This is a genomic window from Mesorhizobium sp. CO1-1-11, from assembly GCF_020164995.1.
Classification (GTDB): domain Bacteria; phylum Pseudomonadota; class Alphaproteobacteria; order Rhizobiales; family Rhizobiaceae; genus Mesorhizobium; species Mesorhizobium australicum.
Genome location: NZ_JAIUHE010000022.1, coordinates 1 through 15,915, shown reverse-complemented (window position 1 = coordinate 15,915; position 15,915 = coordinate 1). Strand labels below are relative to the sequence as shown.

Below are 15,915 nucleotides of genomic sequence, written 5' to 3'. Positions count from 1 at the left end.
TGCAGTTGAGAGGCGGCCACCAGACCTGCCAGTCCAAACAGGCATATAGGGCAGATCATGCGGCTTGATCAACGCGGCGATTCGGCCCATTCGGATGTCATGACCGGCCAACAGGACGACTTCAGCCATCTCGACCGCGCCGGCCGCGCCACGGCAAATGTCGCGCGCGACCCGCGTTTGACGGTCAACATCGTCGTCTGTGCAAGCATCGCGTTGGCCTGGCTGCTGCTTGCCGCGATGGCGATACGCGGGGCCGAGGCGCGGATCAGCGCACCGGGTGACGGTCTCCTGCGCAACCTGCCACAGCTGCCGCTGCCCGATTTCCTGGACCATTTTTTCGTTCTTTGCCTTTCGCCAGCGCCGCTGGACGCAAGCATCGGCCCGCGTGCTTTGGCACTCATCCTCATGTGGTTCCTGATGGCGATCGCCGCGATGCTGCCGTCGGCGGCACCGATGATCCGCACCTATTGCGAGATCGCCGATACGGCGCGGATCAAGCGGGCGCCGGTCGTCCATCCGCTGGTGCTGGTTGCCGGCTACCTCTGCGCCTGGCTCGCCGCATCGCTGCTGTTTGCGGCACTGACACTTGCCGTCCACGCAGTCGTCGCGTCCGCGGGGGTATTCGATCCGGTGCTTGGCGTTGCTGGTGGGCTGGCCCTGCTGGTTGCCGGCCTCTACCAGTTCAGCGGTCTCAAGGAGGCCTGCCTGACGAAATGCCGGAACCCATTCTCGACCTTGTTTTCAAACTGGAGTGCCGAGACCTTCCGCATCTTTCGGCTGGGCATCGTGCAAGGCATCTGGTGCCTGGGATGCTGCTGGGCACTGATGCTGGTGATGTTCGCAGTCGGCGTCATGAACGTCTTCTGGATGGCGCTGATCGGGGTGTTCACCCTGATTGAAAAACAAACGACGGGCAGTCTTCCAACCCGGCTGGCCGGTGCGATACTGCTTGTCTGGGCAGCCGTGCTGCTAGTAGTCTCACTGTGATTGGGGGGAGTTCGATGACTGACCAGGGCTGGGCAATGAAAGGAGAGCTCGTACTCTCCTGCAATTGCACGGTTTTTTGCCCTTGCGTCTTGTCGCTCGGCAGTCACCCACCAACAGAGGGCTATTGCCAGACATGGGCGGGGTTCCGTATCGATGCGGGTCACTTCGGCGAAGTCGACCTCTCCGGCCTCAACCTTGGGCTGATCATGGAAATTCCCGGTTACATGAGCCGCGGCAATTGGACCGCAGGCCTGTTCATCGACATCAGAGCCTCGGTTTACGCGGTCAAGGCGTTGACCAAGATCTTCACCGGCAAGGCCGGCGGGACCACGTCGCTGCTCTCGATTCTGGTCGGCAAATTCCTGGGCGTAGAACAGGTGCCGATCACCTACGAGACACGGGACAAGACGCGTATCTTCCAGATTCCGAAGATCATCGACGGGGCGGTCACGCCAATCGCGGGCAAGGACCGCGACAAGGATACGGTGATCACGAATTCGGAATACTGGATCGCGCCGGAGATCATCGTGGCAAGGTCCGACAAGAGCAAGATGCGCGCCTTTGGCCGCAACTGGAATTTCGCCGGCCGCTCGGCCGAGATCTGCAAGCTTGATTGGCGGGGCCCGTGAGCAAGAACACAAAAGCCCGCAAGATCGCCGGGAAGATCACCGACCGGATTCCACGGCCGAAGAAGAAGGTCACCTGGCCGCAGGCGCGTGCGTTTTCGGTGCATCTGCTGACCGCCTCCGGTTCGTTCCTGGCTTTCCTGTCGCTGGTGGCGGCGAGCGAGGAGCGCTGGACGGCCATGTTCTGGTGGCTAGGCCTGGCGCTGTTCGTCGATGGCATCGACGGGCCGATCGCCCGAAAGCTGGAGGTCAAGGAAATCCTGCCGACCTGGTCCGGCGAACTCCTCGACAACATCATCGACTACGTGACCTACGTGCTGATCCCGGCCTTCGCGCTCTACCAACGGGGCTTCATGGGCGAAGGCCTGTCGTTCCTTTCGGCGGCGATCATCGTCGTCTCCAGCGCGATCTACTATGCCGACACCGGCATGAAGACGAAGGAGAATTTCTTCAAGGGATTCCCGGTGGTCTGGAACATGGTCGTGTTCACGCTGTTTGTCATCGAACCGGGACAATGGGTCTCGTTCGCGGTGGTGGTGGTGGCCGGCATTCTGACTTTTGTCCCGATAAACTTCATCCATCCGGTGCGGGTGAAGCGGCTGCGGCCGATCAATCTCGGCATGACGCTGTTGTGGTGTGCTTTCGGCGCGCTCGCGCTTGCGCAGGCCGCACTCGCCGCTTTCTACGACCAGATCGGCGTGCTTGGCGAACAAGTCGGCACTTTCACCAAGATCGGAATCACCGTTACCGGGCTCTATCTCGCAACCATTGGTGGCCTCATGCAGTTCTTTCCGAACCTCGGCGCCAAAAAGGCCTGACCAGCCGCTCTTCAAGGAATCCTCTCCATGTCCAAAGCCATCCGCATCCACGCCAATGGCGGTCCGGAAGTCCTGATCCATGAGGACGCCGATCCTGGCCAGCCGGGTTCGGGGCAGATCCTGATCAGGCATACCGCGATCGGTCTCAATTTCATCGATGTCTATCATCGCTCGGGTCTTTATCCGCCGCCCGGCGGATTTCCGCTCATTCCGGGCAGCGAAGCCGCCGGCGTGGTGCTGGAAGTCGGCGGGGGCATCGACTGGCTGAAGCCGGGCGACCGGATAGCCTATGCCGTGACGACGGGCGCTTACGCACAAGAGCGCGTCATCGATGCCAGCAAGGTCGTCAAGGTACCGGACGGCATCAGCGACGAGCAGGCCGCCGCCATGATGCTGAAAGGCATGACCGCGGAATACCTTCTGCGCCGCACCTTCAAGGTGAAGGCGGGCGACACCATCCTGTTTCATGCCGCGGCCGGCGGAGTCGGCCTGATCCTCGGCCAATGGGCGAAGCATCTCGGCGCGACGGTCATCGGCACCGCCAGCTCCACCGACAAGATCGAACTCGCTAAGGCGCACGGCTTCGACCATGTCATCAACTACAAGGAGCAGGATTTCGTCGCCGGCGTAGCAGCCATCACCGGCGGCAAGAAGTGCGACGTCGTCTACGATTCGGTGGGTAACGACACATTTCCGGCCTCGCTCGACTGCCTGAAGCCGCTCGGCATGTTCGTCAGCTTCGGCCAGTCCTCGGGACCCATCCCGCCGTTCTCGATGTCGCTGCTGGCGCAGAAGGGCTCGCTGTTCGCAACCAGGCCGACGCTGTTCGTCTACAATGCCAGACGTGAGGACCTCGATGCCTCCGCCGCCGCACTGTTCGAGGTCGTGCTCAGCGGCGCCGTCGAGATCAAGATCAATCAGCGCTATGCGCTGAAAGATGCCGGCAAGGCACATGCGGACCTTGAAGGCCGCAGAACGACAGGTACGACCATCCTGGTTCCCTGACGGCAATCTGCCTGGGTTTTCAGCGCGCTGCCGCAGCCGCGAGCATGGTTTGCCCGAAAAGCCGGCCCGCCATATGCTTGTGCGAAGGAAGGCTGATCTTTGCCCTTGAGTTTCCGCTGAAATTCTTGAAGCTCTTTCAAGTTGGGTGCTGCTTTCGCACGAGAGCCGGCCGCGCATACGATGCTTGCGGGAACACAGAACATGTCCGGTAATCCGGATGGGAGGCACTGTGAGTGCAAATCATGATGGGGCGAACCTGCTCGAGGTTCGTGGCCTGACCAAGATATTCGGCACGCTGACAGCGTGCGATCATATCGATCTCAACATCGCCAAAGGTGAAATCCACGCTTTGCTCGGCGAGAACGGCGCCGGCAAATCGACGCTGGTCAAGATGCTGTTCGGCTCGCTGGAACCCAATTCCGGCGAGATTTTCTGGAACGGCCAGGCAGTGCGGATCACCAGCCCAGGCGTTGCCAAAAAGATCGGCATCGGCATGGTTTTCCAGCATTTTTCCCTGTTCGAAGCCCTGACGGCCGCCGAGAACATCGCGCTGTCGCTGGATGACGGCTCGCCGATCGGCAGCATCGCGGCCAAGGCGAGGGCGCTTTCCTACAGCTACGGCCTGCCGCTCGATCCGGAATCGCTGGTCGGCGATCTGTCCGTCGGCGAGCGCCAGCGCATCGAGATCATCCGCTGCCTGCTGCAGACGCCGCAGCTCATCATCCTGGACGAGCCGACATCGGTGCTGACGCCGCAGGAGGCGGACAAGCTGTTCGAGACGCTGGAGCGCTTGCGCGCGGAAGGCAAATCGATCCTCTACATTTCGCACCGGCTTGAAGAGGTCAAACGCATCTGCGACCGCGCCACGGTGTTGCGGCACGGCAAGGTGGTCGGTCACTGCAACCCGCGCGAGGAGACAGCCTCATCGCTCGCCCGCATGATGGTCGGCAACGAAGTGCAGGCCGTGGTGCGCGCGCCGGTCGAGGGGATCGAAACCGCGCAGCCGCTGCTCGAAATCCTCAACCTCAACCGCAAGCCGGCAACGCCGTTTTCCATTCCGCTCAAGAACATCAGCCTCAATGTCCGCGCTGGCGAGGTGATCGGCATTGCCGGTGTCGCCGGCAACGGCCAGGGCGAGTTCTTCGAATCCGTCTCCGGCGAGGTTTTGCAGCAGGATGCCGCTTCGGTGCGCATCCGCGGCAAGAACGCCGGCAGCCTCACCATTACCGGGCGGCGCCTGTTGGGGGCCGCGTTCGTGCCGGAGGAGCGTCTCGGCCATGGCGCCGCGCCGCGCATGAAGCTCTCGGAAAACCTCCTGCTGTCGCGCCATGCCACGGACGGCAAGGCTTTTGTCGGCAGCGGCGGGATGGTCAAGAGCGGCGCCGTCTATGCCGCCTCGCAGCGCATCATCGAGGCGATGGATGTGCGCAAGAGCGCGCCGGATCCCGAAGCGGCAGCACTTTCGGGCGGCAATCTGCAGAAATTCATCGTCGGCCGCGAACTCGACCGCCGCCCAAGCGTGATGGTGGTGAACCAGCCGACATGGGGTGTCGACGCAGGAGCCGCAGCGCACATCCGTCAGGCCTTGATCGAGCTCTCTCGCAGCGGATCGGCGGTGCTGGTGATCAGCCAGGATCTCGACGAGCTGTTCGAAATATCGGACGCGATCGCCGTCATGCACAATGGAGAATTGTCCAGGCCGATGCCGATCGCCGAAGCGACTTTCGAGAAGGTCGGCTTGCTGATGGGTGGCGCCGAGCCCGGCCACGCCGAACATACGCTGGAGACGGCATGATGCGCCTCGAACTTGTCAAACGCCCGCAGCGCTCGGCGCTGTTTTCGATGCTGTCGCCGTTCATCGCCTTCGCGCTGACCATCATTGCCGGCGCGGTTCTGTTCGCGCTGCTCGGCGTCAACCCGCTGAATGCCTTCCATATCTATTTCATCGAGCCGATCAGCCAGGTCTGGCAGTTGCATGAGCTGGCGATCAAGGCAGCGCCGCTGATCCTGATCGCTGTCGGCCTGTCGGTCTGCTACAAGGCCAACATCTGGAACATCGGCGCCGAAGGCCAGTTCATCTTCGGGGCAATCTTCGGCTCGATCATTCCCGTGCTGTTCCCGCAATTCGATGGCCCGCTGGTGCTGCCGCTGATGCTTCTGCTCGGCATGGTCGGCGGTGCGGCCTACGCGGCGATCCCGGCCTTGCTGAAGACCCGGTTCAATACCAACGAGATCCTGACCAGCCTCATGCTGGTCTATGTCGCGCAGCTCTTCCTCGACTGGCTGGTGCGGGGTCCCTGGCGCGATCCGCAGGGCCACGGCTTTCCGCAGACGATCCAGTTCGGCGACGCGGCCGTACTGCCGGAACTGATGCCCGATGCCGGGCGCGCCAATTGGGGGTTTGTGTTCGCCCTGGTGGCCGCGGTGCTGATCTGGATCCTGATGGGCCGCATGCTCAAGGGCTTCGAGGTCCGCGTGCTGGGCTCCAGCCCAAGGGCAGGGCGCTTCGCCGGCTTCGGCCTCAACCGGATGGTGTTCTTTGCCTTCCTGCTATCGGGAGCGCTGGCCGGCCTTGCCGGCATCTCCGAAGTTTCCGGCGCCATCGGGCAACTTCAGCCCGTGATTTCGCCCGGGTATGGCTTCACGGCCATCATCGTGGCGTTCCTCGGCCGCCTCAATCCGCTCGGCATCGTCGCCGCGGGCCTGGTGCTGGCCCTGACCTATCTCGGCGGCGAGGCCGTGCAAAGCGCACTCGGCATTTCCGACAAGGTGGCGAGGGTGTTCCAGGGCATGCTGCTGTTCTTCGTGCTCGGCTGCGACACGCTCATTCATTACCGCATCCGCTTGATCGGTCTGGCGCTGACGAAACAGGAAACGCCCGTGGAGCTCGAGGCCGCGCCAAAGTTGAAGGAAGCCCGCTGATGGACATCACCGTCAACATCCTCCTGACCATCGCCACGGCGGCGACGCCGCTTTTGATCGCGGCGATTGGCGAACTGGTGGTCGAACGTTCCGGCGTGCTCAACCTCGGTGTCGAAGGCATGATGGTCATGGGCGCCGTCGGCGGCTTCGGGGCCGGCTATCTGACGGGATCGCCCTGGATCGGCCTTCTGGCGGCGATTGTCGTGGGCGCGCTGTTCTCCTTGCTTTTTGCCGTGATGACGCTGTCGCTGGCCACCAACCAGGTGGCAACAGGCCTGTCACTGACGCTGCTTGGTCTCGGCCTTTCCGGCATGATGGGAACAAGCTTCGTCGGCCAGCCCGGCGTCAGGCTGCCCAATCTCGATATTCCCGGCCTCAGTTCCATACCGGTCGTGGGCAGGCTTCTTTTTGGCCAGGATCCGATCTTCTACATTTCGATCGCGCTGACGGCGGCGGTGATGTGGTTCCTGTTCAAGACGCGTACCGGCCTCACGCTGCGCTCGATCGGCGACAGCCATGCCTCGGCGCATGCGCTCGGCATCAAGGTCATCCGTTACCGCTATCTCTCGGTCATCTTCGGCGGTGCCTGCGCCGGTCTTGCCGGCGGGCATCTGTCGCTCGTCTATACGCCACAGTGGGTCGAGAACATGTCCGCGGGCCGAGGCTGGATCGCACTCGCACTGGTGGTGTTCGCGTCCTGGCGGCCATGGCGGGTACTGGCCGGCGCCTACATCTTCGGCGCGGTGTGGATCGGCCAGCTTCATGCACAGGCTTTTGGGATTCCAGTGCCCTCGCAGATGCTTTCTTCTCTGCCCTATCTGGCAACCGTCGTGGTTCTCGTTCTAATCTCGCGCAACAAGCGTCTGACGATGATGAACACGCCGGCATCCCTGGGGCAGCCATTCGTTCCGGATCGTTGACAACAAGAACAAGACGGGAAGCTCCAAGGCTTAACTCAGAGAGGTAACACAATGAAAAAACTGCTTATTGCCCTGATGACGACGACAGCGGCTTTGTCGCTGGCCGTGTCCGCGGAGGCAGCCGACAAGTTGAAGGCCTGCTGGGTCTACACCGGCCCGATCGGCGATTTTGGCTATTCCTACCAGCACGACCAGGGACGCCTCGAGGTCGAGAAGGCGCTCGGCGACAAGGTCGAGACTGCTTACCTGGAAAACGTCTCCGAAGGCCCCGATGCCGATCGCGCTTTCGAGCGCCTGGCGCGCGAAGGCTGCAAGATCATCTTCGGCACCTCGTTCGGCTTCATGGACGCCGAAGTGAAGGTCGCCAAGAAGTTTCCCAAGGTGATGTTCGAGCACGCCACCGGCTACAAGACCGGGGACAATCTCGGCATCTACAATGCCCGCTTCTATGAAGGCCGCTACGTGCTCGGCCAGATCGCCGCCAAGGAATCGAAGTCCGGCGTCGCCGGCTACATCGTCTCCTTCCCGATCCCGGAAGTGGTGATGGGGATCAACTCCTTCATGCTCGGCGCGCAGTCGATCAATCCGAACTTCAAGGCCAAGATCGTCTGGGTCAATTCGTGGTTCGATCCTGGCAAGGAAGCCGACGCCGCCAAGGCGCTGTTCGACCAGGGCGCCGACATCATCGTCCAGCACACCGACTCGACCGCGGCCCTGCAGGTGGCCGAGGAGCGCAAGCTGCACGGCTTCGGCCAGTCGTCCGACATGATCAAGTTCGCGCCCAACGCGCAGCTGACCTCGCTGACGGACGAATGGGGTCCGTATTATATCAGCCGCGTGCAGGCGGCCATCGACGGCACCTGGAAGCCGGACAATGTCTGGCTCGGCATCAAGGACGGCGCGGTCAAGCTCGCGCCCTACACCAACATGCCCGACGAGGTGAAGGCGATGGCCGAAGCGACCGAAAAGAAGATCGCCGGAGGCTGGAACCCCTTCACCGGGCCGATCGCCAAGCAGGACGGCTCGGCATGGCTGAAGGACGGCGAGGTCGCCGACGACGGCACGCTGCTCGGCATGAATTTCTACGTCAAGGGCGTCGACGACAAGTTGCCGCAATAAGCAGCACGCCACGTCTCTATGGGAAGGGCGCCGCGAGGCGCCCTTTTTCATTTGGATGGTGAACTTGATGGAAGGCTCAGACAGCCGAGCCGTAGAGATCGTAAGCGTCCGCGCGCTCGATCTTGACGGTGACGATGTCGCCGGCGCGCATCGGGCGGCGCGACTGGATGTGGACCGAACCATCGATCTCGGGCGCATCATATTTGGTGCGACCCTTTGCCGAAGTGCCGTGCGCCTCGTCGATCAGCACCGGCAGACGCTTGCCGACCTTCCTGGCCAGCTGCGCTGCCGAGATCTTCTGCTGGCGCTGCATGAAGCGATGCCAGCGCGCTTCCTTGATCTCCTGCGGCACCTGCTCAAGCCCGAGCTCGTTGGAGCGGGCGCCTCTGACCGGCTCGTATTTGAAGCAGCCGGCGCGATCGATTTTCGCTTCATCCAGCCAATCGAGTAGCATCTCGAAGTCGTCATCCGTTTCGCCGGGGAAGCCGACGATGAAGGTCGAGCGGATGGCGAGATCCGGGCACACGTCGCGCCAGCCGCGAATGCGCTCGAGCGTCTTCTCGCCATGAGCGGGCCGGCGCATGTTCTTCAGCACCTGTGGCGAGGCATGCTGGAAGGGGATGTCCAGGTAGGGAAGGATTTTTCCTTCGGCCATCAGCGGGATGACGTCGGCGACGTGCGGATAGGGGTAGACATAATGCATGCGCACCCAGATGCCGAGCTTGCCCAACTCCTCCGAGAGATCAAGGAATTTCGCCCGCACTTCGCGGTCGCCGAACATGGACGTCTGGTACTTGATGTCGATGCCGTAGGCGCTGGTATCCTGTGAGATGACGAGCAGTTCCTTGACGCCGGCCTTGGCCAGTTTCTCGGCTTCGCGCAGCACATCGGCGGCCGGCCGCGAGACGAGATCGCCGCGCAGTGCCGGAATGATACAGAAGGTGCAACGGTTGTTGCAGCCTTCCGAAATCTTCAAATAGGCATAATGGCGCGGCGTCAGCTTGACGCCTTGCGGCGGCAGCAGGTCGATGTAGGGATCGTGTGCGGGAGGGGCTGCCTCATGGACGGCGGCCATCACGCTCTCATAGGCCTGCGGACCGGTGATCGCCAGCACGTTGGGGTGCTTCTGGCGGATCACGTCCGGCTCGGCGCCCAGACAGCCGGTGACGATGACTCTGCCGTTTTCCGACAGTGCCGAGCCGATGGCGTTAAGCGACTCGTCGCGGGCGGAATCCAGGAAACCACAGGTGTTGACGACAACGAGATCGGCGCCGTCATGCTTGCGGGCGATCTCGTAGCCCTCGGCCCGCAGACGCGTGATGATGCGCTCGGAATCGACAAGGGCTTTGGGACATCCGAGACTGACGAAGCTGACGCGTGGGGCGGACATGGGCAATTTTCCAATGGACGCGAACCGGAAACACCGATCCGGCCCGCAGTCTCAACATATGATGGCTTGCATGGCTCCTGGCAGGAGCTCAATTTGGGCGGCGCAATAGCACGGCTTGCTCAATCAGGCAAACGGAGCCCTGCGGCCCGGCATTTGCGTCAGTGCCCGCTTGACCCGAACCAGGGTGACAGGAAGGCGAAATGATCGGGGAATTGCTGCACGGCTCCGTCCAGTAGCATCTTGACCGCGACATAGAGGATGATGACCAGGCCGATATAGGCAATCCAGCGGTATTTGTGCAGCAAGCGCGCGACGAATGACGCGGCAAAGCCCATCAAAGCGATCGACAGCGCCAGCCCGACAATCAGCACCGTCGGATGGTTCATAGCCGCTCCCGCGACGGCCAGAACATTGTCGAGCGACATCGAGACGTCGGCAATGACAATCTGCCAGGCGGCCTGCGAGAAGGTTTTGCTCGGCCCCTTGCCGCCAATGACGCCATCCTTGTCGAAGTCGCCGTTCGACAGCGCTTCGGTGGCGTCGCGCTCATCGTCGTGGCTGACACGCAATTCGCGCCACATCTTCCAGCAAACCCACAGCAAAAGCAGGCCGCCGCCGATAAGCAGCATGGGACCAATGGTCAGCAGCCATTGCGTGATCAGGGCGAAGAAAATGCGAAGAACGGTGGCCGCCGCGATGCCGACAAGAATGGCTCGCTGGCGCTGGCTGGCCGGCAGGCCGGCAGCGGCAAGGCCGATAACGATGGCATTGTCGCCCGCGAGCGCAAGGTCGATGGCGATGACCTGAAGGAGAGCCGAAAAGCCCGCGGCGGTAAATATTTCCATCGACCTGGAAGCCCTTCGTCGAGTGTTCGTCGTCGATCGTCCGAACGGGCCTAAAGGCATGGTCCGCTGGCGTCAAGTGCGGCAACGGGCAACGCTGGAAAACCATTTTCGTGGCGGTGGAATTGCGGGAGGTTCTCGACAGCCGCCGGCACAAGCCGGAGGCGGGCGCAAGCCCGCGAGAACCTAATCGTAGAGATTGTATTTCGCCCAGTCGGCTTCCGGAATCTCGTCCCCGATCCGATAGCGGAGCTGGAGAACTTCCATATGGTCCGGTCCCGTCTGGCATTTGAATTTGAGCCGGTACCATTGCCCCTTGCTGCGGAACGCCGCACCGGGACTCCGGATTGCGTCGGCGCTCATCTCCGGCGTCGCGAAGGCGTAAGCGACGACGCGGTCGGCCTTGAACTTGCGATCATCGTGGGTGATCCGGTCCAGGATTTCGGCATCGCAACGCTGTTCGAGGCGGGTTTGCGGATCAAGTTTCATCAGCCCGGCGCGCAAAGCGTTGTCCATCGCACTGGCCGGAAAGGCCAGCGTCAGGGACGCAATGGCCATCATGCAGAGTGTCTTCATGGGCGGGACAAGCAACATGTTTTGTCTGAAAAATCAACCAATAGCGGCGGTTCATGCTCGGCAAACCCCGGCATTCAGAGGTCCGGCGCAATCAAAATCTCGTGTCGGGCTTCATCGTGAGCGACCTGCGGCCAACGAACCAGCGAAGCTCGGCCGGCATCCGTGAGATCATAGAGACCACGCTCGACCCTTGCGAACCAGCCATAGACATTGTGCTGAAGAATCTTCGGCGCGATCGACGTCAAGGCTTTCAGATCGCGCGGCCGTTTGGGGCCGTCCGCAAGCGCGGCGGCGCAGGCGAGGGCGCTCTGCCGGTAGGCGGTCATGATCGGAGTGCGCGATCCGCCGCCAGCGACAGGATCGCCGCGGCGGCGCTGATGCTCATCGACAAGGCGAGAACGCCGTCGCGCATTTTTGCGCGGTGCCTGGGCGACCGGACTGAGAAGCACTTCGACCCTGTCATTGGCGGTCACCGCGAGCAGGCCGAAGCCAAGCCGACGGCAGAGATTGCGGAACCTGGCATCGCTTTCGCGCCCCTTGCCCCGCGCCGACATGCGCGCTGCCAGCCAAACTTCATCGCAAGCAGCCGCACGGTCGACGCCCTGCAGAACCAGTTCGAGATTGAACTGCAGCTTCAGCTCGCAGATGACGACGATCGGCGGCTCTCCCTCGCGCAGCGCGACGATGTCGCAACCGCCGATTTCCCCTTTCACGACGAAGTCGAGGTTTTCGAGGAAGCGCTTCACCGGCGCGTAGAGTGAGGTCTCGTTCATGCCTCGAGGCTTAGCCGATTCGCCATGAAAGGCCTCGGCACCGTGGCCCCGAACTCATCTGTCGACATGCTCGATGCCCGGCGTGTCCGGCAACCAGCCTGCTTCGACGCTCGGCGCTGCCCGTTTCGACGGCTTCCTGTGAGGCAAGAACGGATAGCCGAGCTGGCCGAAATAGCTGGAGGGGATGGGATCATCGACGCCGTATTTCTCGGGCAGCTTGTTGCCGGTGGCATTGTAGGTGCCGAATATCACGTCGAGGAACGGCAATTGGCCGGCGAAGTTCTTGTCGTAGGCTGTGCGCTGGTTGGCATGGTGCCAGCGATGGAACTGCGGGCTGGCGATCAACCACTTGAAGGGGCCGAACGCAATCCGCAGGTTTGAATGAACAAGCATCGTGTGGCCGAAGTAGATAAGCGAAAAGACGGCGAGTGAGGCGTCGGAGAAGCCAAGGAGGTAGATCGGCGTCAACGATATTGCCTTTGTGACGATCGCGTCGACCGGGTGGGAATGGAAAGCGCCGAGCCAGTCCAGCTCCTCAATGCCATGGTGTATCGCATGGAATTTCCAGAGAGCGGGGATTTTATGGAAGGCCCGATGCGCCCAATAGACGCCGATATCGGTGATCAGGATCATTTCCGCAACCTGCAGCCAGATGGGCTGGCCGCTGACGGCCCGCGTTACCGATTGCGGGACAAGGATCGCGGCGGCTTCGAGGGTGCCGAGCGCCATCATGGCCATGGCTGCCTTTATGACGAAGGTGTTGAACAGCACATAAATCAGATCGACATCCAAGCCTTTGCGGAGGACCTTCTGCGGCTGCTCGGCAAACAGATGTTCGAACGGAATGAAGATCAGCGCACAGATCAAAAGCGCCTTGATGCCAAAGATGTCCATCTATCGCCCAGCCTGTCGCCGGCACGCCGCCAGCGCTTCAACTCCTCAGCAGAACCACATCTCCCTTTCCAAAGGCTGAAGGGATCTCCGATAATGCTTATGGCCGGCATGTGATCGCCACCGATGTCGCAAGACCGCGAGACGCGTACCGATCGTCCTTGCGAAGGGCGTACGCAGCCATCTGTCCTTGTGTCACATCGGTGTCGCAACCGCGCGATATCTGGACAATGCGCGCTTGTCGAACGCAGCGCAACGCGCGTCCTTCCAGGACTAACCCCTCCGGTCCCTGCCGGCGGGGTTTCTCATTTTCAGAACCATATTGTCGGTCGCGAGTTGTCCTTGCTATTGTGGCATTGCGGTCAGCAGGGACGCCCATCATGGATGCAAGCGAAATGAGTGCGATCGGCGATACCCTCATGAGGATCGTCACGCCCGACATGTCTCCCAAGCAGCTCGTCAAGGCTGCCCGGAAAGCGCACCCCAAGGCCTCCAAGAAGGATATCGCCAGAGCAGCCTTCTTTTCGATCATCGCGAACGCCGACCGGGACATCGGCAAGGCCAGGAACCTGCAGGCGTTTGCCATCGCGGAGCGTACACAGCAGTCCGACTGAGCAAGGTGGCGACCTTCGCCTTTGTGCAACATGCGGGCGGCCCGGCGAGGAGGGGTGGGACGCCGCCGGGCCTGACCAGCGGTGTTGGGTTGGGATGATTACCCGCCAGCTTGACCGTTAATACGCCAGCTTCCAGAAACGGCATCATTCAAACGGCGGGAGACGGTCGGGTTGCACCAAGCGTCGGGGCCACCAGACGAACGCGCAGCGAAAAGCGACCGAGCTAGGAGTTGAGGGGACATCTCCACGCTGCCAAAACAACAGATCGGCAGCGGATTGGTTCCCTGATGACGGGACCGTGAGATAGCGTGTTAGCCCAACAGCCGCCGCAACCGCTCCGCCCCGGCAAACGATCGGCGTTTGCTATTTGGCTTTTAGCCGGAGACATGTCAGCCAGATTTCTTGGCCGAATGGCCCGCTGCGCTCCTCCCGGAGGCGGCGGGCTTTGCTTTGTTGGAACCCGAGCCCCCCGACTTTGTTTTGGTAGAGAACAGGAGGCGCATGTGGAGCCGAAGTCATCACGCGAACTGCCAGGTCCAGAACCCCGCAAGGACCGAGGAAGGGACACCCGAAAAGCGGTTGCCAAAACACCTGACAAGACCAATGACTGGGACCGTGATGCCGTGCATGGAGATGGCGACACGATCGACATTCAGCCTGAGCCGGGCGTGGAGTCGAAATAGCCGTCTACGGTTGGGTCGCCCCCGCAACCAACTTCGCCGCCCATCGTTGACCTATGCTGGTTGATCCCAGCACTCCAGAACTTGCCCGCCGGTTCCCACCTGGCGGGCCTTTTGCTGGTGGGTTGAAAAATATGTGCCGGTCATGAAGGTTCGGAACTGGTCCGCTTCCCTGTTGTCGGTTCGCCCCTTTGAACTGCCTCCTGTCCCGGCCGAAGGCTTTTGCACCCGCGCAGCTGGGAGGTGCCGCCATTGGAACCAGCCGGGAAACAACGCGGTCGGCACGGCGATAGTCCAGAGGGAACAAGCGATTGCTAACGCATAGCAGTTGGCCGTGACATCATCACAATGACGGACGACTTACCCCGCCACATGTGAAAGCTTCACAAGGCGTATGAGGGGAATGGCCGGTGAAGGATCAAATTGTCGGATCACTTCGGTATCATCCGAAGCCTAAATGCATCGCGTGGCTCCCAGCGTCAGCAACGCTGGAAACTGAGCGAACCGAGCGAGACGCCAAGACCGCTGGCCTCAGGCGACTGAGGGCTTACTCGGAATGGCTCGTTCGCGACGATCTAGCCTCGATGCGCGATCAGGTAGACTGCTCGGCTCTTCTGTAGAGTGTCAGCCGGCTGTGGCACGGCCCACGCCTTGCGAGAGGGAGCTAGAGCAGGACTCGCTGCTATAGCGCTTCCCATTGCCGTTTGCCCTTTGCGGGCTGTCTGGCGCTGGCGATGTCATCGAAGGCGCATTCCATGCTCAGAGCATAAATCGAAACGGATTCGCTATCAGTCTCCTGTTTGTCACGCTGAGCGGGCTGACTCCGCCGGCGGGCTTTTTTTGGCTCCTATGACGTCCTGCGGTTTTTTGAACCGGGCGCGCTAGGTGGAATGATGCGGAACAGTGGAATCGTTCGTTCTAGTTGCAACAACTGCAGTAACGGTTGATTCAACCATTGCTGGTATTCCATTTATGGTGGCGGCTCCGACAGTGCGGCGGGGGCTGGGTTGCCGGAGCCGCCTGCGCAGTCCGGTTGGGATTTGACCGCGCTGTCTCAGAATAGGACAGCGCGGTCAATGATTCGTTAATCGTGACAGTTTCGCCGGTCGGGCGTCAGCAGTAATCTGTAGCTTTCGACGATGGCAATGATCGCCTTGGACGCAATGGAACAATTCCGTGTGTCGGAGGCGGCCCGCCGGCTTGCGTTTCTCCAGTTTTATTGCGCTCTCGCCTCAACCCTCTCAAGGCACTGAACGGGAATATTAGGCCATGTCGCCTTGGCGCATTCCGATGCCGTAACGGCCACCACGGGCTCGCCTTGCACACTGGCCGCTTGGGTAGGCGTGGATGCTAGGAGGAATGTTTGCGTCAGGAGGGCTGACAAGGCTGCAACTTGAACAAGCACGGCGGCAAAGGCGATTTTCTTGAGCATGCCGAGAGAACGCGGTGGATAGCTACCGGTTCCCTGTGCCCACCATGCCCAAAATCATCGTGAATGGTAACTACGAGACGCTTTACGGCCCTTGCAGTCACCCCTTATCGGCTCTCAAATCGGCGGCCCCAGATGCCCGTGTCGAACTCGACCATGGCACCCGCGGATGATTGGTGAAGATGTTGCGGCACCACCGCAGCCAAGCGGGCTGGGGATAGCGGTGGGGTCCCTATCTGATTCATATGCCCTTCCCGAGAGATGGGTGACAGTTCATTCCGGATAGATGGGTTACACTTTCGGCCCTTTGCAAGGAGAGCAAG

14 protein-coding genes are annotated in these 15,915 nt (G+C 61.4%); 9 read left to right on the top strand and 5 right to left on the bottom strand.

Features of this window, described 5'->3' with window-relative positions:
* Positions 1–57: 57 nt before the first annotated feature.
* From LB554_RS23530 to LB554_RS23495, 8 genes are all read left to right on the top strand, one after another.
* Positions 58–987: a DUF2182 domain-containing protein gene (locus tag LB554_RS23530; protein WP_224587186.1), complete on the top strand. Its 930-nt coding sequence runs from the start codon at positions 58–60 to the stop codon at positions 985–987.
* Between the two features lie 14 nt (positions 988–1,001).
* Positions 1,002–1,616 (top strand): DUF1326 domain-containing protein, encoded by a 615-nt coding sequence (locus LB554_RS23525; protein WP_224587183.1) that lies wholly within the window; start codon positions 1,002–1,004, stop codon positions 1,614–1,616.
* 47 nt (positions 1,617–1,663) lie between these two features.
* A complete protein-coding gene (gene pcsA / locus LB554_RS23520; RefSeq protein ID WP_224587278.1) occupies positions 1,664–2,431 on the top strand; it encodes a phosphatidylcholine synthase in 768 nt (255 codons plus the stop codon).
* Between the two features lie 27 nt (positions 2,432–2,458).
* Entirely contained in the window at positions 2,459–3,436 is a 978-nt protein-coding gene (locus LB554_RS23515; protein WP_140824442.1) for a quinone oxidoreductase family protein, read from the top strand.
* A 217-nt stretch (positions 3,437–3,653) separates the two neighbouring features.
* Complete coding sequence (locus tag LB554_RS23510; protein WP_224587182.1) at positions 3,654–5,231, top strand: ABC transporter ATP-binding protein; 1,578 nt, start codon at positions 3,654–3,656, stop codon at positions 5,229–5,231.
* Positions 5,228–6,358 carry an ABC transporter permease gene (locus LB554_RS23505; RefSeq protein ID WP_224587179.1) on the top strand — a complete coding sequence of 377 codons (1,131 nt, stop codon included), beginning with the start codon at positions 5,228–5,230 and terminating at the stop codon, positions 6,356–6,358. Before LB554_RS23510 ends, LB554_RS23505 begins: the two co-directional genes overlap by 4 nt.
* A complete protein-coding gene (locus LB554_RS23500) occupies positions 6,358–7,278 on the top strand; it encodes an ABC transporter permease (protein ID WP_015317890.1) in 921 nt (306 codons plus the stop codon). The genes LB554_RS23505 and LB554_RS23500 overlap by 1 nt, the downstream gene beginning before the upstream one ends.
* Before the next feature lie 51 nt (positions 7,279–7,329).
* Positions 7,330–8,397: a BMP family ABC transporter substrate-binding protein gene (locus tag LB554_RS23495; RefSeq protein ID WP_224587178.1), complete on the top strand. Its 1,068-nt coding sequence runs from the start codon at positions 7,330–7,332 to the stop codon at positions 8,395–8,397.
* Positions 8,398–8,473: 76 nt separating this feature from the next.
* On the opposite strand, the gene rimO is transcribed toward LB554_RS23495, so the two are convergent.
* The 5 genes from rimO to LB554_RS23470 form a co-directional block, all read right to left on the bottom strand.
* On the bottom strand, positions 8,474–9,787 hold the full coding sequence (gene rimO, locus LB554_RS23490; protein WP_224587176.1) for a 30S ribosomal protein S12 methylthiotransferase RimO: 1,314 nt from the start codon (positions 9,785–9,787) through the stop codon (positions 8,474–8,476).
* A gap of 158 nt (positions 9,788–9,945) precedes the next feature.
* Positions 9,946–10,632 (bottom strand): TerC family protein, encoded by a 687-nt coding sequence (locus LB554_RS23485; RefSeq protein ID WP_023773709.1) that lies wholly within the window; start codon positions 10,630–10,632, stop codon positions 9,946–9,948.
* Positions 10,633–10,815: 183 nt separating this feature from the next.
* The gene (locus LB554_RS23480) at positions 10,816–11,223 is read right to left on the bottom strand and encodes a DUF930 domain-containing protein (RefSeq protein ID WP_041163455.1); all 408 of its coding nucleotides are present in this window, start codon (positions 11,221–11,223) and stop codon (positions 10,816–10,818) included.
* Positions 11,224–11,279: 56 nt separating this feature from the next.
* Entirely contained in the window at positions 11,280–11,978 is a 699-nt protein-coding gene (locus LB554_RS23475; RefSeq protein ID WP_015317895.1) for a DUF2161 domain-containing phosphodiesterase, read from the bottom strand.
* Positions 11,979–12,032: 54 nt separating this feature from the next.
* Entirely contained in the window at positions 12,033–12,872 is an 840-nt protein-coding gene (locus LB554_RS23470; RefSeq protein ID WP_015317896.1) for a sterol desaturase family protein, read from the bottom strand.
* A gap of 377 nt (positions 12,873–13,249) precedes the next feature.
* On the opposite strand from LB554_RS23470, the gene LB554_RS23465 reads away from it, so the two are divergent.
* Positions 13,250–13,483: a hypothetical protein gene (locus LB554_RS23465; protein ID WP_023784107.1), complete on the top strand. Its 234-nt coding sequence runs from the start codon at positions 13,250–13,252 to the stop codon at positions 13,481–13,483.
* Positions 13,484–15,915: the final 2,432 nt, after the last annotated feature.